We start from the raw sequence: 21,105 nt of genomic DNA on the forward strand, positions 1-21,105 counted from the left end.
GGCGAGGTGAACGGATGATTCTAGGGATGACGCGCATCCAGCGTCAAACGAATGGGCATCGCCCGGCAGTGACCCGGTCGCGGCCCTCGGCATCGCGGTGCGTGGCCGTCTGGCGCAGGCCGGCAGACTCGAACAGCGCGCGCACCGCGGGGCCCTGGTCGAAGCCGTGCTCGACCAGCAGCCAGCCGCCCGGCGCGAGACGGGTGCGGGCGCCGGCGGCGATCTCGCGGATCGCGTCCAGCCCGTCGCTGCCGCTGGCCAGCGCTCGCGCGGGCTCGTGGCGCAAGTCGCCGCGCGCCAGGTGCGGGTCGCCTTCGGCGATGTAGGGGGGGTTCGACACGATCAGCTCGAAGGGCGGTTCGTCGGGGGCCAGCGCCGCCCACCACGAGCCCTTCAGCCAGCGCAGCGGGCCGCCCGGCCGCCCCGCGTCGAGACAGGCTTCGGCGTTGCCGGCTGCGACTGCCAGCGCGGCTTGCGACAGGTCGGTGGCGACGATGCGCAGGTCGGGCCGTGCGGCGGCCGCCGCGACCGCGATCGCGCCGCTGCCGGTGCCCAGGTCAAGCATACGCGCGCCATCGGGAGCCAGGCGGATCGCCAGGTCGACCAGCAGCTCGGTGTCGGCGCGCGGGATCAGCACCGCGGGCGACACCCGAAGGCGCAGGCCGTGAAACTCGCGGAAGCCGAGCAGGTAGGCCAGCGGCTCGCCCTCGCGCCGCCTGCGGGCGAGCTCGGCGAACCGGGCGGCCGCCTCGGCGGGCGCGGCCTCGTCGCCGTGGGCGATCAGCCAGCTGCGGCTGCGCGCCGAGACATGCTCGAGCAGCGCGCGGGCCTCGAGCCGCGGCAGGCCGCTCGCAGCGAGCAGCGCGTCCCAGTCGCTCAATGCTCGGTCTCGGCCAGCTCGGCCAGCAGTCGCGCCTGGTTCTCGGCCACCAGCGCGCCGACGAGCTCGTCCAGATCGCCGTCCAGGATCTGCTGCAGCTTGTACAGCGTCAGGTTGATCCGGTGATCGGTGACCCGGCCCTGCGGGAAGTTGTAGGTGCGGATGCGCTCGGACCGGTCGCCCGACCCGATCAGCGAGCGGCGGGTCGCCGCTTCCTTCGCGTGCTGCTCGCGCTGGCGCGCGTCCTTGAGCCGGGCCGCGAGCACGCGCATCGCGCGGTCCTTGTTGCGGTGCTGCGAGCGGTCGTCCTGGCACTCGACGACGATGCCCGAGGGCAGGTGGGTGATGCGCACCGCGGACTCGGTCCGGTTCACGTGCTGGCCGCCAGCCCCGGAGGCGCGGAAGACGTCGATGCGCAGTTCCTCGAGGTCGATGTCGACCTCGCCGACCTCGTCGGGCTCGGCCATCACCGCCACCGTGCAGGCCGAGGTGTGGATGCGGCCCTGTGCCTCGGTCTCGGGCACTCGCTGCACGCGGTGTCCGCCCGACTCGAACTTCAGCCGCGAATAGACCGCGTCGCCGTCGATCCGGACGATGACCTCCTTGACGCCGCCGAGCTCGGACGGACTCTCGGACAGCACCTCGGTCTGCCAGCGCTGGCGTTCGGCATGGCGCAGGTACATGCGCAGCAGGTCGCCCGCGAACAGCGCGCTTTCGTCGCCGCCGGTGCCGGCGCGAATCTCCAGGATCACGCTGCGCTCGTCGTCGGGGTCCTTCGGGAGCAGCAGGCGCTGCAGCGCGGCCTCTTCATCGGCCAGCCGCGCCTGGGCCGCCGCGATCTCCTCGTCGGCGAAGTCGCGCATCGCGGGGTCGCCGCGCATCTGCCCGGCGGCCCCCAGGTCGCGGCCGGCCTGCTTCCAGGCCTGGTAGTGCGCCACCAGGTCGGACAGCTCGACGTGCTCGCGGTTGAGCCGCCGGAACGTGACCATGTCGCGCGCCGCCTCTTCGCTGGCGAGCAGGCGCTCGAGTTCTCCCAGGCGGTGCTCGAGCTGCTCGAGCCTGGCCTGCATCGACGGCCGCATCAGCGCGGGCCGTCTTGCGCCGGATTTCCGCTCACGCTCGGCGGCTCGTCGAGGTGGCCGAGCTCGGCGCCGCCCGCGCGATCCGGCAACAGCTGCTCGAGCAGCGGCAGCAGCTTGTCGCGATGCTCGGCGGAGCCGTGCAGCAGCGTGGTCGGGCCGTGCAGGAACTTGCCGGTCAGGCCGTGGGCCAGGGCCTCGAGCACCTGGGCCGGGTCGTCGCCGGCCGCCAGTGCCCGTCGGGCCCGCTCGAGCTCGATGCGCCGCAGCGCGTCGGCCCGGTCGTGCAGCGCCCGGATCGCCGGCACCGCCTCGCGCGCCGACATCCACTGCATGAAGGCGCTGACCCGGGTCTCGATGATCGCCTCGGCCTGGGCCACCGCGGCGCGGCGGTTCTCCTGGCCGGCCGCGACCTGGCGGCCGAGGTCGTCCACCGTGTAGAGGAAGACGTCGTCGAGCCGGGAGACCTCGGCCTCGATGTCGCGGGGCACGGCCAGGTCGACCATGAAGATCGGGCGGCGACGGCGGGCGCGCGTGGCGCGCTCGACCATGCCCAGCCCGATGATGGGCAGCGAGCTGGCGGTGCAGGACACCACGATATCGAATTCGTCGAGCCGGTCGCTGAGCTCGGCCAGCCGCATCGTGGCGGCGCCGAAGCGCTGGGCGAGCTTCTGGGCGCGCTCGGCGGTGCGGTTGGCCACCACCATCTGCTTCGGGTGCTGGGCCGCGAAGTGGGTGGCGCAGAGCTCGATCATCTCGCCCGCGCCCACGAACAGCACGCGGGTCTCGCGCAGGTCCTCGAAGATCCGGCGCGCCAGCCGGACCGCCGCGGCGGCCATCGACACCGACTGCGAGCCGATCGCGGTGGTGCTGCGGATCTCCTTGGCCACTGCGAACGAGCGCTGGAAGAGCTGGTGCAGGTGGGTCCCCAGCGCGCCGGCCTGCTGCGCGGTGCGGGCGGCGTCCTTCATCTGGCCCAGGATCTGCGGCTCGCCCAGCACCATGGAGTCGAGCCCCGACGCCACCCGGAAGGCGTGCCTGACCGCCTGCCCGTCGGGCAGCGAATACAGGTGATGCTGAAGCGGCTGCGGGTCGACCCTGCGTTCGCCGCCCAGCCACTGGGTGATCGCCTGCCGGGCCTCGCCGGGCGCGGGCGTGGCGCAATAGATCTCGGTTCGGTTGCAGGTGGAGAGAATGGCCGACTCCGACACCACCGGGGACAGGCGCGAGCGCAGGTCGGCGATGGCCGCGCGCAGCGCCTCGCCCGGGAACGACACCTTCTCGCGCAGGGCGAGCGGCGCGGTCTGGTGGTTCAGTCCGAGGGTCAGCAGGTACATAAGGCCTTGGATTCTATAAAAAGGCTGTCGAATCCGCTTGACTGGCGTCAGGCTTTCGACAGGTGGGCGCCCAGGAAGAGGCGGTAGGCCGGGTGCTGGGTTTCCTCGCGGTGCGGATAGCCGAGCGTGGCGAGGAACTCGCGGAACATCTTCTTCTCGCCGCTGGGCACCTGGATGCCCACCAGGATCTGGCTGTAGTCGGCGCCGTGATTGCGGTAGTGGAACAGCGAGATGTTCCAGTTCGGGCTCATGCTCGACAGGAAGCGCATCAGCGCCCCCGGCCGCTCGGGAAACTCGAAGCTGTAGAGCAGTTCGTTCTTCGCCAGCACCGAGTGGCCGCCGACCATGTGCCGCAAGTGCAGCTTGGCCAGCTCGTCGTCGGTCAGGTCCAGCGTGGCGAAGCCGGCGCCGACGAAGGCCTCGGCGATCCGGGTGGCCTCGCCGGGCCGGGAGATCTGAATCCCCACGAAGACGTGGGCCTGGGCGGCGTCGGCGATCCGGTAGTTGAACTCGGTCACGCTGCGCGGACCGACCAGCTCGCAGAAGCGCCGGAAGCTGCCGCGCTCCTCAGGGATGGTCACCGCGAACACCGCCTCGCGCTTCTCGCCGATCTCGGCCCGTTCCGACACGAAGCGCAGCCGGTCGAAGTTCATGTTGGCGCCGCAGGCGATGGCCACCAGCGTGCGGTCGCGCACCCCCTCGCGGGCGGCCCAGGCCTTCATGCCGGCGATGGCCAGCGCACCGGCCGGCTCGAGGATGGAGCGGGTGTCCTGGAACACGTCCTTGATGGCGGCGCAGATCGCATCGGTGTCGACCAGCACGATCTCGTCGATCAGCTGCCGGCACAGGCGGAAGGTCTCCTCGCCGACCTTCTTCACGGCGGTCCCGTCCGAGAAGAGCCCCACGTCGTGCAGCTCGATGCGCCGGCCGGCCTTCAGCGAGCGCGCCATCGCGTCGGAATCCAGCGTCTGCACGCCGATCACCTTGACCTCCGGCCGGATCTGCTTGACGTAGGCCGCCACGCCCGAGATCAGCCCCCCGCCGCCGATCGCCACGAAGATCGCCTCGATCGGCGCGGTGTGCTGGCGCAGGATCTCCATCGCGATCGTGCCCTGGCCGGCGATCACGTCGGGATCGTCGAAGGGGTGAACGAAGGTGAGGCCCTGCTCGGCCTGCAGCGCCTGCGCATGCCCGGCGGCGTCGCTGTAGGAGTCGCCGTGCAGCACCACCTCGCCGCCCAGCGCCCGGACCGCGTCGATCTTCACCTGCGGCGTGGTGACCGGCATCACGATCACCGCGCGGCAGCCGAGCTTGCGCGCCGACAGGGCCACGCCCTGCGCGTGGTTGCCGGCCGATGCTGCGATCACGCCGCGGCCGAGCTGGTCGGCCGGCAGGTTCGCCATCCGGTTGTAGGCGCCGCGCAGCTTGAACGAGAACACCGGCTGCATGTCCTCGCGCTTGAGCAGCACCCGGTTGCCGAGCCGCGCGCTCAGGTTGTCGGCGGGCTCGAGCGGGGTTTCCTCGGCGACTTCGTAGACGCGCGCGGTCAGGATGCGTTTCAGGTAGTCGATGGGCATGGAGGGCGGTTTCGACGGTCAACCCATCATTTTACTAGGCCGGCATCGCCGGGCCGCCCCAGGGGCAGGCGCGCGGCTCGGATAGACTTCCGCGCCCATGGATGCACTCGCCGAAGCCCTGGTCCGCTGGTTCTCGCTGCCCGAGACGGGCCTTTCCACGATCTTCGTCGTGGCCTTCGTGTCGGCGACCCTGCTGCCGATGGGATCCGAGCCGGCCGTCTTCGGCTTCGTCAAGCTGAACCCGGAGCAGTTCTGGCTGGCCATCGCGGTGGCCACGGTCGGCAACACGCTCGGCGGCGTCGTCGACTACTGGCTCGGCTACGGCGCCCACGAGGCGGTGGCCAAGGGCAAGCGCACCCGCTACCTGGGCTGGTTCGAGCGCTTCGGCCCCAAGGCCCTGTTCTTCTCCTGGCTGCCGGTGGTGGGCGATCCGCTGTGCGCCGTGGCGGGGTGGCTGAAGCTGCCCTTCTGGCGCAGCGTGCTCTGGATGGCGCTCGGCAAGCTGCTGCGCTACACGCTGATGACCGCGTTGCTGATGGGGGTGCCCGACGCCTGGTGGCGGGCGATCGGCGGCATGTTCGGCTGAGCCCGGCCGGTCGCCGACGGCCGACCCCGACCCCCGGCCCCCGACCCCGACCCCGACCCCCGACCCCGACCCCGACCCCCGACCCCCGACCCCGGGAAAACCCACCGGAACGATAAAATCCGGTGCAATGAACGCACCGACTCCGCTCCAGGTTCTCGATCCCAAGGCCGACGCCCCGGTCCGCCTCCGCGAGATTCCCTACAACTACACCTCGTTCTCCGACCGGGAGATCGTGCTCAGGCTGCTGGGCGCCGAGGCCTGGGGCATCGTCGAGGTACTGCGCGCCGAGCGTCGCACCGGCCGCTCGGCCAAGATGCTCTACGAGGTGCTGGGCGACATCTGGGTGGTCCGGCGCAATCCCTACCTGCAGGACGACCTGCTCGACAATCCGAAGCGCCGGCGCCAGCTGGTCGAGGCCCTGCATCACCGGCTCGGCGAAGTCGACCGCCGGCGCGAGGCCGATGCGGGCGCCCCCGACGCGGCCGGCTCGCGCAGCGCGAAGGTGGCCCGCCTGCTCGGGCTGGCCCGCGAGGCGGTGGCGCGCTTCGAGCGCGAGTTCTCCGAGGCCGGTGCGTTGCGCCAGCGCGCGCTGCGTCGCCTGGCGAAGTCCACCGCGCGCGACAACATCCGCTTCGACGCCCTGAGCCGGGTGTCGCACGTGACCGACGCCACCGACTGGCGGGTCGAGTATCCGTTCGTGGTGCTCACGCCCGATTCCGAGGTCGAGATCGCCGGGCTGGTGGCCGGCTGCATCGAGCTCGGGCTGACCATCATCCCGCGCGGCGGCGGCACCGGCTATACGGGCGGCGCGATTCCGCTCACGCCCTTGTCGGCGGTGATCAACACCGAGAAGCTCGAGGCGCTCGGCCCGGTCGAGACGCTGAGGCTCCCCGGCCTGGAGCGCGAGGTGCCGACCATCCTGTCGGAGGCCGGCGTGGTCACCAAGCGGGTGACCGAGGCCGCCGAGCGCGCGGGCCTGGTGTTCGCCGTGGACCCCACGTCGCTGGAGGCCTCCTGCGTGGGCGGCAACGTGGCCATGAACGCCGGGGGCAAGAAGGCGGTGCTGTGGGGCACGGCGCTCGACAACCTCGCCTGGTGGCGGATGGTCGACCCCGACGGCAACTGGCTCGAGGTCACGCGCGTCGGCCACAACCTGGGCAAGATCCACGACACCGCGGTCGCGAGCTTCGACCTGAAGTGGTACGCCCCGGGCCAGCTCGGCGCCGACGGCGCGATGCGCGGCGAGCCGATCCGCAGCCAGCGGCTCGACATCGACGGCCGGCGCTTCCGCAAGGTGGGGCTGGGCAAGGACGTCACCGACAAGTTCCTGGCCGGCCTGCCGGGCGTGCAGAAGGAAGGCTGCGACGGACTGATCACTTCGGCGCGCTGGGTGCTGCACCGCATGCCGAAGCACGTGCGCACCGTCTGCCTGGAGTTCTTCGGCCAGCCCAAGGACGCGGTGCCGTCGATCGTCGAGATCAAGACGTATCTCGACAAGCGCCCGCACGGCGCGATCCTCGCCGGCCTCGAGCACCTCGACGAGCGCTACCTGCGCGCGGTCGGCTACACCACCAAGTCGCGCCGCGGCGGCCTGCCCAAGATGGTGCTGATCGGCGACATCGTCGGCGACGACGACGAGGGCGTCGCGAAGGCCACCTCGGAAGTCGTCCGGATGGCCAACGGTCGCGCAGGCGAGGGCTTCGTCGCGGTGTCGCCCGACGCGCGCAAGACCTTCTGGCTCGATCGCGCGCGCACCGCGGCCATCGCCCGCCACACCAACGCGTTCAAGATCAACGAAGACGTCGTCATTCCGCTCGAGCGGATGGGCGAGTACACCGACGGCATCGAGCGCATCAACATCGAGCTGTCGATCCGCAACAAGCTGAAGGTGCTCGACGCGCTCGACGCCTTGCTGGCCGGCCCGCTCTCGCTGGGCAAGTCCGACGACGTCGACCTGGAGAGGCTCTCGGCCGACGAGCTTCTGGCCGACCGCCGCCGGCAGTCGCGCGGGCTGCTGGCCGCCACCCGCGAGCGCTGGCGCTGGCTGCTGGAAAACATCGACGAGCCGCTCGCCAAGGCGCACGGGGGGCTGGACGCCGTCGGGCTCGGCCACCTGGCCGGCAAGTCCGACGCGCGGCTGGCCGGGCAGCCGCAGGCGCAACTCTTCCACCTGCTGCAGGACCGCACGATCCGGGTGTCCTGGAAGGTCGAGGTCCGCGAGCCGCTGCGCCAGATCTTCTCGGGGCTGGCCTTCTCGCCGGTGCTCGAGGCGGTCGAGGCGGCCCAGCAGCGGGTGCTGCGCGGCCGGGTCTGGGTGGCGCTGCACATGCACGCCGGCGACGGAAACGTGCACACCAACATCCCGGTGAACTCCGACGACTACGAGATGCTCAAGGAGGCCGAGCAGGCGGTCGCGCGGATCATGAAGCTCGCGCGCTCGCTGAACGGCGTGATCTCCGGCGAGCACGGGATCGGCATCACCAAGCTGGAGTTCCTGACCGACGAGGAGCTGCGCGACTTCCGCGCATGGAAGCGCAGGATCGACCCGCAGGGCCGCTTCAACCGCGGCAAGCTGCTCGACGACCCGGATCTGCCCGGCGACCTGCGCAATGCCTACACGCCGAGCTTCGGGCTGATGGGCGTGGAGTCGCTGATCATGCAGCAGTCCGACATCGGCTCGATCGCCGACTCGGTCAAGGACTGCCTGCGTTGCGGCAAGTGCAAGCCGGTGTGCGCCACCCACGTGCCGCGCGCCAACCTGCTCTACTCGCCGCGCAACAAGATCCTGGCCACCTCGCTGCTGGTCGAGGCCTTCCTGTACGAGGAGCAGACCCGGCGAGGCGTGTCGATCCGCCACTGGGACGAATTCTCCGACGTGGCCGACCACTGCACCGTGTGCCACAAGTGCGTCACGCCCTGCCCGGTGAACATCGACTTCGGCGACGTGTCGATGAACATGCGCAACCTGCTGCGCAAGATGGGCAAGAAGAAGTTCAACCCGGGCGGCGCGGCGGCGATGTTCTTCCTGAACGCCACCGATCCCGACACGATCAAGGCCACGCGCGCCGCGATGATCGGCGTGGGCTACAAGGCCCAGCGCTTCGCCAACGACCTGCTGAAGAAGTTCGCGCGCGAGCAGGTCGCCAAGCCCCCGTCCACTGTCGGCAAGGCGCCGATCCGCGAGCAGGTCATCCACTTCGTCAACCGGAAGATGCCGGGCAACCTGCCGAAGAAGACCGCGCGGGCGCTGCTCGACATCGAGGACAGCCGCTACGTGCCGATCATCCGCGACCCGAAGGCCACGTCGATCGACAGCGAGGCGGTGTTCTACTTCCCGGGCTGCGGTTCCGAGCGCCTGTTCTCGCAAGTGGGGCTGGCCACGCAGGCCATGCTGTGGCACGCCGGCGTGCAGACCGTTCTGCCCCCGGGCTACCTGTGCTGCGGCTACCCGCAGCGCGGCTCCGGCCAGTACGACAAGGCCGAGAAGATCATCACCGACAACCGGGTGCTGTTCCACCGGGTGGCCAACACGCTGAACTACCTGGACATCCGCACCGTGGTGGTCAGCTGCGGCACCTGCTACGACCAGCTGCAGGGCTACGAGTTCGAGAAGATCTTCCCGGGCTGCCGGATCGTCGACATCCACGAATTCCTGATGGAGAAGGGCGTGAAGCTCGAGGGCGTGACCGGGGCCAGGTACATGTACCACGACCCCTGCCACAGCCCGATCAAGAGCTACCAGCCGCTCAAGGTGGTCAACGCGCTGATCGACGAGCAGCTCAACGGCCGCGTCGAGAAGAACGACCGCTGCTGCGGCGAGTCCGGCACGCTGGCGGTCGCGCGGCCCGACATCAGCACGCAGGTGCGCTTCCGCAAGGCCGAGGAGATGCGCAGGGGCGTCGAGGCGCTGGGCGCGGACGGCCCGGTCAAGGTGCTGACCTCCTGCCCGTCCTGCCTGCAGGGCCTGTCGCGCTACTCGGACGAAACCGGGGTGGACGCCGACTACATCGTCGTGGAGCTGGCCCGCCACCTGCACGGCGAGAACTGGATGGCCGACTACGTGGCGTCGGCCAACGCCGGAGGCATCGAGCGGGTGCTGGTGTAGGCGGTCGGCCGCCCCCCTGAATCCGGGCGGTTGACGCCGCCCGGCCCGGCCGCGAATACTCGACCCCTCGCGGCGGGGAGAACAAGAAGATGGCGACCGTTCAGGGGTGGCACATCGTCTCGGGCGACTGGCGTGCGCTCGACGACGATCGCAGGCGGCGATTCTGGCCGCTCGTGGCGGACCGGATCCGGGTGGCGCTGGAGTTCGAGATCGAGGCCGGACGGGTCGCGATCGACGCGCTCGAGTTGCCGTTCTACCGCGGCCTGCGAACCGGCCCCGAAGGTCAGCCGGTCGAGAACGGCGAGTTCGTCTACGAGCTGATCCAGGTCGGCCTGCCGGTCGACATCGATTTCCTAGGGCTGAAGCGCTGGTGCTTCTTCCTTTGGGATGGCGAAACGGACCTGATCGCGCTCGACGGGCTGTCGAGCACGATCCATGAGCTGAACGAGTCGATCGGGATCGATCTCGATTCGTCCGGCTCGGCGATCAGTCGCGATCGTGCCGCGACCTACCTGGCGTTCTTCTGCGCGTTCCTGGTCGACGAATTCGGGAAGGAGAACGGCAGTGCGCCTTTCGGGCGATACCTCTCGCCGTTCCCGCTGATGTCCGGTCCGTCCTCGCGCGGCTGGGTGCCCGCTGCGCGCGAGGCGATCGCCAAGGCGGCCGTGGGGAGCTTTCCCGAGATCCTGATCGAGCGGCCGGTCGCACCGAGCCTCGACGAGTTCACCGGAGCTTCGGCCGGCCCGGATGGATCGGCCGGGGAAAGGAAACGCGAGTTCATCTCGGCGCCGATCACCGAATCTGCCCGTGCGCTGGTGTGCCTGTACGGCCCGAGCCTTCACCGGGCCCAGTTCCGGCTCGTCTTCCGGAATCCGCGGGACGGCAAGTGGCGGAACGGCGAAGTCGTGATGGTCAATGACGGCGACGCGACATCGCCCGATCGGCTGCCGCCGCTGTTCGTGAAATCGTGGCATCGCCGGGTTGCGTTCTTCTGCGCCCGCGAGGGCCCGCCGCCGCCCGACGAGGTGAGCATTCGACCGGAGTTGTTCGGCGCGCTGGCGACGGATCCGGACTTTCTGCCTGCGGCCCGGGGTGTTCCGGGCGCCTTCGAGAGAGTGCTCGACCGTCTCGATGAGGCGGATCGTGCCGCTGTCGGTGATCTGCTTCGCCTGTTGGCGATTCGGCACTGGGGTGGGGGGCTCGGGGAGCGTTGCATCCGGATTGCGGGCGATCTCGAACTGGCCTCGCCTGGAGAGGAGATCGCGACCGCCATCGATCTCGATGCGCCGATACGTGTCGATGGACACCTGGTGTTCGTCGGCGCGACCTTCCGTGCGCCGGTGCGACTCGCAAACTGGCGGATAGGCGGCAGAGTCAACGGATCCGGCGCAAGCGCGCTTCGATCCTTGACACTCGCGAACTTTCGGGTCGAGAACGGGATCGGCCGTGTCGCGGCGGACCGTCCCGGCCGGATCGAGTACCCGGACAACGCGATCAAGCTCGACGAGCTCCGGGTCGAGGGGACGCTCGACCTGAAGTCGCTGCATGCCCAGGGAGGCCTGTCGCTGCGACGTGCGAACGTCGGGGGACGGCTCACGCTCGCTCGCGTCCGGTTGGGACGCCACCGTGTCAGCGGGAAGCCTGGAGCCCTCTCGGCTGGCCACGCGGTGGTCGGGGGTTCACTCGACGCGGAGGGCCTGGCGGCCGACGGCGAGCTCGCACTGAGCAACGCGCGCATCGGCGGAGACGTCGACCTCAGCGGCGCTTGGGTGGCACGGCCTCATGGTGTCGTCGCCAAGAGCCTTTCGGCCGGTGGCGACCTGCACTTGAACCGCTACCGCGGCATCGGCGGCGAACCGCCGCACATCCCGGACCTTGCGCCCACGCTGATCGGCGGAACCTTCGACGCCGAGAATGCCACGGTCGAGGGCAGCGTGTATGCCTGCCATTGCCACGTGCTCGGCAACCTGGACTTTCGTGGCGCGGACATCGGCCACAACCTGACGCTCTACGGCGTGCACGGCGCCGGCGGCTTGCCGCCATGGGCGCGCGCCACGATCGTCCTAGGCGAGATCTCCGCCTACGGGGCGCGGGTCGGGGGGTGCGTGAACATCGACGGAACGATCTGCTCGCAGATCGAGTTCAACTTCCTCCGGGCGGAAGCCCTTTTCGTGTACCCGGGGACAGGCTCGGGCCTTCCCCTGGCAGTGGTTCCTCCGGCGCAGAGCGAATCGTCGGAACCGGCCGAGCCGCCGGTCTGCATGCACATGTCGCATGCCCGCATCGGCGGCGTGTTCGCCGAGGGTGTCCAGCTGGGAAGCGCCTTGCGAGCGATCAACATGCGGATCGACGGCGACTTCCGATTGAGGGTGGCGAGGAGGCTTGCCGCCTCGATCGCCGCGCAGCGCCACGTCGATATGGCGCCCTTGGAGTTTGCCTGGCGCGTTGCCCTGTTGGCTGCTTCCGACGAGCCTGCGCTGCCGACGGTCGCGTCCGCGCACGCGGGGTTGCGGGCCTTCGCGGCAGAGGCCGAGCGGCTCGGGAACCCGGTGGCCGCGGTCGATGACCCGGAAGAGGCGTTCGGCGCGCTTGCCTGCAAGGTCGACGGCGACGTGCGCCTCGATGGCCTGGATTGCGGTGGCAACCTCGACCTTGGCGGCATTCATGCGCGGCATGTGAGCCTGAACGGCGTGCGCATCGCAAACGCGTTGTGCCTGGCCGACGATCGTCCGGCGGCCTCCGGCGCTCGACGGGCCCGGATCGGCGGGGGGCTATGCCTGCGCAATGCGACGGTCGGAGGCGAAACGCGTATCGATCATTGCGACGCCGTGGGCGAGATCGATGTGCGTGACGCCGAGCTTGCGGGCGGTCTGAGAGTGATCGATTGCCGCCTCGAGGCCGCATCCGCCGAAGAGGGCGGGCCGACGGGTCCCATACGGGCGGCGCTGCGGGTCAACAATGTGCGGACTCGATCCGATCTGGTCCTGGCAGGCGTCCATTCGCAGACCTGCGAGATCGGCGAATGCGTGATCGGCGGCGATCTGGCCATCGGTCGCGGCTCCGATGCCGGGTCATCCGATGCAGACTCGTCGCGGGGTGGGCGCACCAGCTTCGACGACTTGCGAATCGTCGCTACGCGAATAGATGGCGAACTGGCGCTCGCCTGCCTGGATGTCGAAGACCGCATCGACCTGACCGACTCGCGGTCCGGCCGAGGCTTGCGCGTCGCGAGCGGCCAGGATGTTTCGTGCCTGGCATTCGACATGACGCGCTTCGCGACCGAAGCCGATGTCGAGCTGCCGGGGCTGCTTTGCGGCCAGGGCGGTCAGTTCCACCGGGCCAACCGGACCGGGGCCGGCGCAACCCGGTCGGTCGGGCGCTGGCTTTCGCGATTGCTCCGAAGGTTGCCGCGCTACTGGGACGACCTGACGCTGCCTGAGGAGCCCATGCGATCGCGCCTGGCCGGGTTGGATCTGGTCGCCCGGCACGCGCAGATCGGGGGCGAGTTCCTGTTGCCGGTCGGTGACGGTGTGATGCGAACGGCGGATCTTGCCTTCGCGAATGCCGACCGGGTCGAGGTCACCGGGTGCGCCTTCTCGGGATTCGATCCGAAAGACGTCGCGCTGTGCCTGCGCGGTGCGAACTTCCAGTCGGCGCTGCTTGCGGAGCCGCTCCCGCGGCGGGTGGACCTGCGGGAGGCCTCGGTGGCGCACTGGGACATCAAGTCCGCGGGCGGACGGGCCGCGGCTTCGTCGACGACCTACCTCGACTTCGTGCACCGCTCCTGGCCCTACACGCAGGCCGCCTACACCAAGCTCGAGCAGGACTACCGCGACGGCGGCCAGCACAAGGACGCCGACTACTTCCTCGCGGCCGCCGGCTGGCGGACCTGGAGATGGTCGATGATCCGCCCGGCCTTCGACGGCTGGGGCGTCAAGTTGCTGATCCTGCTCGCAGGCGTGCTCGCCGCCGTGACCGCGCTGCGATTCGGCATCGGCTGGGGGGCGGCGACGCTCGTTGTGGTGGGCACCGTCCATGCCTTGCTCTCGCCGATTCACGACGTGTTCAAGCGCGCCAGCCGTTCGCTGATCGGCCTGTTCATCGTCGCGCCTTTCCAGTTGCTCTACGGTTTCGGGATTCGATGGTGGTTGCCGCTGGTGTTGTCCGCTGTGCTTCTGCTCACGGTGACGCTGCCGGTCATGAGCGACTGCCGAAACCTGCAGGTGCCGGGCGTCGATGCCTCGATGCCGCGGACGGCAGGCGCCGCGCCGGGCGCCGAAGGCTCCGCACGCGGGCCGGCGAACCGGACGTCGCTTCTCGCCGCGCTCGGCGCCGACATCGCGGCCGGTCCCGAGGTCGAGCTCTCCTGCGGGCTCCGCCCGGCGAATGCCTCCGCACAGGAGGCCCCTCGGGTCGACTGGAACCTCGGCGAAGCCCTCTGGCTGGCGCTCAGGTACCACCTGCCGGTGGTGCCGATCGACGCCTTCTTCCACGGCGAGCGCGCGGAATCGGTGAGGCCGTCGAGCGGACCGCTGCATCTCGCCTGGGCCGGATCCGACGGCGCGCACCAGGGGGAGCCGATCGAGTGGGTCTCCCCCATCGCCTACGCCCGCGCCGTCTACCTGCTCAGCTGGCTGGTGATACCGTTCTCGCTGATCTTCGCGGCAGCGCGAATCCAGCGAAAATTCCGACTGCAGAAGGACTGACCGCACGATGGGACCGACCGCACGATGACGAATCCTGCTGCGCCGGAGCCGGGCGCCTCCGCCTGCCCGCTCTGCGCCGGCGACGGCGGCGAGCGGGTCTGGCGCGACGACCGCCTGCGCGTGATCCTGGCCGCCGAGCCTGACTATCCGGGCTTTACCCGGGTCGTCTGGCGCGCGCACGTCGCCGAGATGACCGACCTTCCGCCGCAGGATCGCGACGCGCTGATGCGCGTGGTCTGCGCGGTCGAGTCCGCACAGCGGGAGGCGTTCGCGCCCGACAAGATCAACCTGGCCAGCTTCGGGAACATGGTTCCCCATCTGCACTGGCACGTGATCCCGCGCTGGCGCGACGACCGCCACTTCCCGGAGCCGGTCTGGGGGCGGCCGGCCACCGGGCGGGACGACGCGATCGCCGCGCGGCGGGCGATCGTCGCGGCGCGCCTGCCTCGCTACCTGGACCTGCTGCGCGCGCGCCTGGCCAGGGCCTGATCCGCGCCCGCCGTTCGTCGGCCCGCGCGCGCCGGGCATCGCGCGCAGCGCGGCGGTCCGCGCGCGTACGAGCCGCGCGCAGCAAACTGGCGGCGAACGAACCGTTCTGCCCGACCCGTTCGCACCATGCCCAGGCTCGCCGAACTCGATCCCGCGGCAGTGACCGGCCCGGAGGCTCTCCAGGCCTGGCTGGCCGCGCTTCCGGAAGATGCTGCCGAACGACTGACATCCATCGGCCGCCTGCTCGTCCGGTTCGGACACCGCGAGTCGCATGTCGACGACTTCGTCGCGATGCTCGAGCAGGTTCGCCTCGTCCTGCTGCCGGCGGTCGACGAGTGCCTGGCCCCGCTCGAGGGACGCCAGATTCCCTACGGCGCCGACGCCTGGCGGTGCCTGTCCGACGCGCTGACCACGATGCGGGCGCTGCGAACGATGTACCGACGTGCGGCCTCGCGGATGGCGCGCGAGCAGGCGCCGGCCGGGGCGGCTGCCGCCGCATCCGCGAGCGCTGCCCCGGCGGGCGCCGCGTCGCCCAGGGGCGATCCCGCCGTGGACGAGCCGGCCCGCCGGGCCTTGCCGCTGATTCGCGCGCTGGACCTGCAGGCCCGGATCCTCGCCACGCTGTCGCTGCATCGCGTCGAGCCGCTGGCCGAGGACTGGGACGAGTTCTGCGCCCTCGGCCGCCATGCGCGCGCCACGGGGCTGCTCGATGCGCAGGTTCCCGACGCGCTGCCGCTGGTCCGGCCGGTCACCGCCCGGGCCTTGTTCGTCCATCCCCTGCTGCTGCGCCTCGCGGGGCTGCCGGAGCGCTCGCGTGACGATGCCGCGGCCGCCGTTCGCGTGGCCAGCCGGGTGGCCGCGCAGATCGGCTTTCGCGTCGACGCCGGCGCCGCGAAGCCGAACCAGTGGGGCCCGTCGATCGCGCTCACCGAGTCGTGGAGCGTGCGCCTGGATACGCACCGCATTCCGCGGATTCTCGCGAGGCGGCGGGAGCTGGCGCCGGCAGGCGGGGCGGTGCGGCCCGCCGACGCCGCCGAAGCCTTGCTGGCCGATCTCGAGCGGCGCTGGGCAGGCTCGGCGGACGCGGCGCCTGCCGCCGCGCTCGCCCCCGCGCAGGACCGCGCCGCCTACGGTCTGCTGCGCTTCGGCCTGCCCAGGCGTAGCGAGCCCGGCGGGCCCGGCGCGCAGCCGCCGGGCGGCCGCGCCCAGGCAGGCTACGAGTTCGGTCGCTGGGAGCGGAACACGATCGTCCGGCTGTCGATGGCTGCGGGGGGCGACGCGCCCGAGCCCGGCAGCTTCGATCCGCTGGCCGTGGCCGAGCCGGCGCGATTCCTGCGGGACCCGTCGGGGCGGATCCTCGTCGAACGCAGCCTGATGCTTCCGCCGGCGCAGCTGGGCGGACTGGTGGCCCTGCGTTTCGGCGGCCCTGCTGCGTCGGGTGCCGGTTCCCGAGGCCCGGGCGCCGGTGCCGCCGCCGCCGAGGCGCCGACCCGGCTCGGCTCGGTGCATTCGGTCGAGCAGTTGGCGGCGCCGGGCTACGAGCGGATCCGGGGCCACCGGGTCGCGGTTGCGCTGTGGCCGGGGCGGGCGCTGGCGGTGGGGTTGAGGCTGGGGGCCGCTCGGTTCTTCGACGATGCATGGTTGATTCGGGCGGAGCCCGGCGATGCGCCGGCCCGCGACACGCTGGTCACGGCGCCGGGACTGGCCGCCGCCGGCGGCCGGGCGGTACTGCGCGAGCAGGGGCACGACCGGCCGATCCGTTTCACCGCGGTTCTCGAGACGGGCGCGGGCTTCGAGCGGGTCGGATTCGCCGTTGACGACGTGGTCGGAAACTGAGGCGGCGGGGAATTCGGCTACCATGCCGTTCGACCCAACGAGCGGCATTCCCAGAGCAGCACTGTCATGGCAGCCCCCGATTCCGACAAGCATGTGCCGGTGCGCATCGTGGTGCACCAGGCGTCCCGCGTGCTCGAGCTCGAGTACGCCGACGGCCGCAATTTCCGGCTTCCCTTCGAGTTCCTGAGGGTGTACTCGCCTTCGGCCGAGGTGCGTGGTCACGGCCCGGGCCAGGAGGTGCTGCAGGTCGGCAAGGCCGAGGTCGGGATCGAGGCGGTCGAGCCGGTCGGCAACTACGCGATCCAGCCGCGCTTCAGCGACGGCCACGCCACCGGCATCTATTCCTGGGACTACCTCTACCGACTCGGCGAGAACCAGCCGGGAATGTGGCAGGACTACCTCGACCGTCTCGCCAGGGCCGGAGCCAGCCGTCACGCAGGCACCGCGGCGCCTGCGCCGGCCGGCGCGCCCGACGGCGCCCGGACGGTGTCGCGGCCCCGCTGAGCCACGGCTCGCGAATCGACCCGGTCCCCGGATTCCCCCGATGAGCGAGAAGGGCTCCACGCACTTCGGCTTCCAGACCGTCGACGAGGCCGAGAAGGCCGCGCGCGTCGCGGGCGTGTTCCATTCGGTCGCGGCGCGCTACGACCTGATGAACGACCTGATGTCGGGCGGCCTGCATCGCGCCTGGAAGGCCTTCACCGTCGCTCAGGCCGCGGTGCGGCCGGGCATGAAGGTGCTCGACGTCGCCGGCGGCACGGCCGATCTGGCCCGCGCCTTCGCCAGGCGGGTGGGGCCCGAAGGCGAGGTCTGGCTGACCGACATCAACGCGTCGATGCTGACGGTGGGCCGGGACCGGATGATCGACGAAGGCCTGGTGCAGCCGGTCGCGCTGTGCGACGCCGAGAAGCTGCCCTTCCCGGACGGCTATTTCGACCGGGTGTCGGTGGCCTTCGGCCTGCGCAACATGACGCACAAGGACGTCGCGCTGGCCGAGATGGCGCGCGTGCTCGAGCCCGGCGGGCGGCTCTACGTGCTCGAGTTCTCCAGGGTCTGGAAGCCCCTCGGGCCGCTGTACGACCTGTATTCCTTCCAGGTGCTGCCCCGCCTGGGCGCCCGGGTGGCCGGCGACGAGGAGAGCTACCGCTACCTGGCCGAGTCGATCCGGATGCATCCGGATCAGGAAACGCTCAAGACCATGATGGAGGAGGCGGGCCTGGTCCGCGTCCGCTACTACAATCTCGCCGCCGGTGTGGTCGCGCTGCACGAGGGCTGGAAGCCCTGAGCGCAGCCGGTCGCGCGCAGCGCCGGATCGCCGCCGTAAGTTGCGGCCGGTCCGCTCGACGCAGTACCCGCACCGTTCCCCTTTCAGGAGACACAGACAGATGAAATCCACCCTCTCGCGCCTGCTCGGCATCGCGCTGGTCGTGTTCGCGTCGATGACCTGGGTCGTCGACGCCGAGGCGCGGCGACTCGGCGGCGGCAAGACCTTCGGTCGCCAGTCCGACGTCACCCAGCGCCAGGCGACCCCGCCGGCCGCGGCGGCTGCGCCCACGCAGGCCGCCCGTCCCGCCGCCACCGGCGGCAGCCGCTGGATGGCCCCGATCGCCGGCTTGGCCGCCGGTCTCGGCCTGGCCGCGCTCGCCAGCTGGCTGGGCTTTGGCGAGGAGCTCGCCAACTTCATGCTGATCGCGCTGCTGGTGATCGCGGCCGTCGTCGTCTTCCGCATGTTGGCCGCCCGCAGGCAGGGCGGCGCGCGCCCCGCCTTCCAGGGTGCCGGCGCGGGCCAGGCGGGCCAGGGCAACGCCTTCCGCTATTCGCCGGCCAATGAGGGCCGCGGCGGCGTGCCGGCCTCCATGCCCGGGGCCGCCGGCGGCGCGGCGGCAATGGGTGCTTCGGCGCAGACCGGTCTCCCGGGCGTGCCGGAGGGCTTCGACATCGACGGCTTCGTGCGCACCGCCAAGGTCCAGTTCGTTCGGCTGCAGGCAGCCAACGACGCCGGCAATCTGAACGACCTGCGCGAGTTCACCACGCCCGAGATGTTCGCCGAGCTCAAGCTCGACATCGACGAGCGCGGCGCCTCGGACAACCGCACCGACGTGGTGACGCTCGACGCCGAACTGCTCGGCATCGAGACCACCGCGAACGACTACCTGGCCAGCGTGCGATACACCGGCATGATCCGAGAGGAAGAAGGCGCCGAGGCCAAGTCCTTCGACGAGGTCTGGGTGCTGGCCAAGCCGCTCGTCGGCGGTGGCTGGGTGCTGGCAGGCATCCGCCAGCAGGGCTGATGGAAAGCGGGTCCGGCACGCCGCTGGGCCTGCCCGGGCGGCTGGCGCGGCAGGGCACTGCCGTGCTGGTCGCCGCGCTCGATCACCTGCTCGAGCAGAACGACTGGGCGCGTGCCCGGCTTTCCATGCACGTCGGCCGTCGCGTGCTGATCGGGGTCGACGCGCCGGCCTTGCCGGGCCTGCCGCCGCCCGCCATCCTGGTGTCCATCGTCGAGGGCGGGCGGATCGCCCCCGCGGTCGGCGAGGGCCCCGAAGCGGCGGTCGCCATGACGCTGCGCCCGTCGATCGACGCGGCCTTCGACCTCGCGCGCGGCGGTCCGCGTGAACTTTCCCGACATCTTCGGCTCGAGGGCGACGTCATGCTGGCGGCTGCGCTCGGCGAGCTCGCCCAGCACCTGCGCTGGGACATGGCCGAGGACCTCAGCCGTTTCACCGGCGACGTGGCCGCGCAACGCATCGCGGGCGCAGTCGATGCCGCAGCCGGGGCGCTGCGCGATGCCGGCGGCCGCCTGCAGTCGAACGCCGTGCGCTACCTGTCGGTCGAATCCGGCCAGCTGGTCGACCGAGCCACGCTTTCGGCGTTCGCCTCGCAGCTCGACGACCTCGAGCGCAGGCTCGACGCGCTGTCGCCGAGGCTTCGGTCCTCGCAGTGAGGGGCGGTTCCCGACCGGTGGGCGGACGAACCCGCGGCCTCGCGCTGGCGGCCCTGCTGTCCAGCCTCGTCGCCCCGCCCGCCTTCGCCGAAGGGATCGCCCCCGATCTGCTGCCTGTGCCGGCGCTGATCGCCGGCCTGCGCGAGGCCGGCCTGATCGGCGCCGGCGAGCCGGTGGCGCGCTTCGCCTGGACGCTCGAAGTCAAGCGCCCGATGCGCGACCCGAAGGTCGTTTCCGAGCGCTATCTCGGGTCGCCAGGGGGCGGGTTCGCCGGCCTGAGCCCCATGATCCGCACCTATGCCCCGCAACCGGCCGCTCCGGACTCGGGCGCGCGGCCCGTGCTGAGCGTGCGCGGTCTGACCACGCTGCGCCCCGAGGAAACCGCGCTCGAGGTCGCCGTCCAGGACTTGCGGCTTCCTCTCGTGCAGGGGGCGCGCTTCCGGCTCGACTGGCACGACGACGGCGCGAAGCTCGAACAGGCCTGCACGGTGGTCGGCCAGGAGCCGGCCGCCACGCTGAACGCGGCGCTGCCGGGGCCGGCGCGCCGGATCGAGTGCGAGGGGAAGGGCAGTTACAAGGGGATTCCGGTCGGCGTGTCCGCAACGGTGTTCTACCTGGAGCGGCTCGGCGTCTTCGTGCAGGCGGAGAATACGATTCGCACGCCGCTGGGCGCGCTGCGCGCTTGGACCCGCATCACCGGCTTCTCGATGCCCTGATTCGTCGAGCTGGCTCCACGCCCGGGGGCAAGGCTGTCCCGTCATTCACACGAAGAAAGGAGGAGACCCTCGATGCACATCTCGTTCACCGGCCGCCGCGTACTGATCGCCGGCGGCAGCCGAGGCATCGGCCGCTCGATCGCGCTGGGTTTCGCGGCCGCGGGCGCTCATGTGGCGATCTGCGCGCGCGGCGAGGCCCGGCTGCGCCAGACCGCCGACGAACTGCGCAACCTGGGCAGCACGGTGCACGAGTCGGTCTGCGACCTGGCCGACGGCGCCGCGGTGGTCGACTGGGTCGAGGCGGCAGCCGACGCGCTGGGCGGAATCGACGTGCTGGTCAACAACGCCTCCGGCTTCGGCCGCAACGACGACGAGGCGGGCTGGGGCGCGAGCATCGACGTCGACCTGATGGCCACGGTGCGCGCCTCGCGCACCGCGCTGCCCTGGCTCGAGCGCTCGCGCGGCTCGATCGTCCACATTTCGTCGATCTCGGGGCTGGCGCCCAGCGTGCGCACGCCCCCCTACGGCGCGATCAAGGCGGCGCTGATCCAGTACACGATGACCCAGGCCGCGGCGCTGGCGAGCAAGGGCGTCCGGGTGAACTGCGTGGCGCCCGGCTCGGTCGAGTTTCCCGGCGGTGTCTGGGACGAGGCGAAACGCAACAACCCCGCACTCTACGAGCGGATCCTGAAAGGCATTCCCTCGGGCCGGATGGGCCGACCCGAGGAGATCGCCAACGTGGTGCTCTTCCTGGCGAGCGACCTGGCCAGCTGGGTCACCGGCCAGACCATCGCGGCAGACGGCGGCCAGATGTTCGGTTGAACTCGCGCGCTCCCCGCGCAGCAGGTTT

Annotated in this window: 15 protein-coding genes; 11 read left to right on the forward strand and 4 right to left on the reverse strand. The window is 71.0% G+C overall.

Annotated elements, in window-relative coordinates; genetic code table 11:
- Positions 1-43: 43 nt before the first annotated feature.
- From prmC to ilvA, 4 genes are read right to left on the reverse strand one after another with little or no spacing between them, the layout of a single operon-like run.
- Positions 44-880 (reverse strand): peptide chain release factor N(5)-glutamine methyltransferase, encoded by an 837-nt coding sequence (gene prmC, locus FHP08_RS12125; RefSeq protein WP_147704713.1) that lies wholly within the window; start codon positions 878-880, stop codon positions 44-46.
- Complete coding sequence (gene prfA, locus FHP08_RS12130; protein WP_147704714.1) at positions 877-1,962, reverse strand: peptide chain release factor 1; 1,086 nt, start codon at positions 1,960-1,962, stop codon at positions 877-879. The genes prmC and prfA overlap by 4 nt, the downstream gene beginning before the upstream one ends.
- On the reverse strand, positions 1,962-3,296 hold the full coding sequence (gene hemA / locus FHP08_RS12135) for a glutamyl-tRNA reductase (RefSeq protein WP_147704715.1): 1,335 nt from the start codon (positions 3,294-3,296) through the stop codon (positions 1,962-1,964). Before hemA ends, prfA begins: the two co-directional genes overlap by 1 nt.
- A gap of 47 nt (positions 3,297-3,343) precedes the next feature.
- The gene (ilvA, locus tag FHP08_RS12140) at positions 3,344-4,873 is read right to left on the reverse strand and encodes a threonine ammonia-lyase, biosynthetic (protein WP_147704716.1); all 1,530 of its coding nucleotides are present in this window, start codon (positions 4,871-4,873) and stop codon (positions 3,344-3,346) included.
- 97 nt (positions 4,874-4,970) lie between these two features.
- Between ilvA and FHP08_RS12145 the strand changes: the two genes are divergently transcribed.
- The 11 genes from FHP08_RS12145 to FHP08_RS12195 all read left to right on the forward strand — a co-directional run bounded on the left by FHP08_RS12145 (position 4,971) and on the right by FHP08_RS12195 (position 21,077).
- Positions 4,971-5,459, forward strand: coding sequence for a YqaA family protein (locus FHP08_RS12145; RefSeq protein ID WP_147704717.1), 489 nt, complete (start codon positions 4,971-4,973; stop codon positions 5,457-5,459).
- Positions 5,460-5,586: 127 nt separating this feature from the next.
- Positions 5,587-9,564 carry a DUF3683 domain-containing protein gene (locus FHP08_RS12150; RefSeq protein WP_147704718.1) on the forward strand — a complete coding sequence of 1,326 codons (3,978 nt, stop codon included), beginning with the start codon at positions 5,587-5,589 and terminating at the stop codon, positions 9,562-9,564.
- 173 nt (positions 9,565-9,737) lie between these two features.
- Positions 9,738-14,270, forward strand: coding sequence for a hypothetical protein (locus tag FHP08_RS12155; protein WP_187272279.1), 4,533 nt, complete (start codon positions 9,738-9,740; stop codon positions 14,268-14,270).
- 24 nt (positions 14,271-14,294) lie between these two features.
- On the forward strand, positions 14,295-14,759 hold the full coding sequence (locus tag FHP08_RS12160; RefSeq protein WP_147704720.1) for an HIT family protein: 465 nt from the start codon (positions 14,295-14,297) through the stop codon (positions 14,757-14,759).
- Between the two features lie 126 nt (positions 14,760-14,885).
- Positions 14,886-16,595, forward strand: coding sequence for a hypothetical protein (locus tag FHP08_RS12165; RefSeq protein WP_147704721.1), 1,710 nt, complete (start codon positions 14,886-14,888; stop codon positions 16,593-16,595).
- Between the two features lie 66 nt (positions 16,596-16,661).
- A complete protein-coding gene (locus FHP08_RS12170; RefSeq protein ID WP_147704722.1) occupies positions 16,662-17,099 on the forward strand; it encodes a gamma-butyrobetaine hydroxylase-like domain-containing protein in 438 nt (145 codons plus the stop codon).
- A gap of 40 nt (positions 17,100-17,139) precedes the next feature.
- Entirely contained in the window at positions 17,140-17,880 is a 741-nt protein-coding gene (gene ubiE / locus FHP08_RS12175; RefSeq protein WP_147704723.1) for a bifunctional demethylmenaquinone methyltransferase/2-methoxy-6-polyprenyl-1,4-benzoquinol methylase UbiE, read from the forward strand.
- Positions 17,881-17,980: 100 nt separating this feature from the next.
- Positions 17,981-18,886 carry a Tim44 domain-containing protein gene (locus FHP08_RS12180; RefSeq protein ID WP_147704724.1) on the forward strand — a complete coding sequence of 302 codons (906 nt, stop codon included), beginning with the start codon at positions 17,981-17,983 and terminating at the stop codon, positions 18,884-18,886.
- Entirely contained in the window at positions 18,886-19,539 is a 654-nt protein-coding gene (locus FHP08_RS12185; protein WP_147704725.1) for a ubiquinone biosynthesis accessory factor UbiJ, read from the forward strand. Before FHP08_RS12180 ends, FHP08_RS12185 begins: the two co-directional genes overlap by 1 nt.
- Positions 19,540-19,556: 17 nt before the next feature.
- Complete coding sequence (locus FHP08_RS12190) at positions 19,557-20,255, forward strand: hypothetical protein (RefSeq protein ID WP_147704726.1); 699 nt, start codon at positions 19,557-19,559, stop codon at positions 20,253-20,255.
- Between the two features lie 72 nt (positions 20,256-20,327).
- Complete coding sequence (locus FHP08_RS12195; protein ID WP_147704727.1) at positions 20,328-21,077, forward strand: SDR family NAD(P)-dependent oxidoreductase; 750 nt, start codon at positions 20,328-20,330, stop codon at positions 21,075-21,077.
- The last annotated feature ends 28 nt before the right edge of the window (positions 21,078-21,105 follow it).

Source organism: Zeimonas arvi (assembly GCF_008039575.1).
Classification (GTDB): domain Bacteria; phylum Pseudomonadota; class Gammaproteobacteria; order Burkholderiales; family Burkholderiaceae_E; genus Zeimonas; species Zeimonas arvi.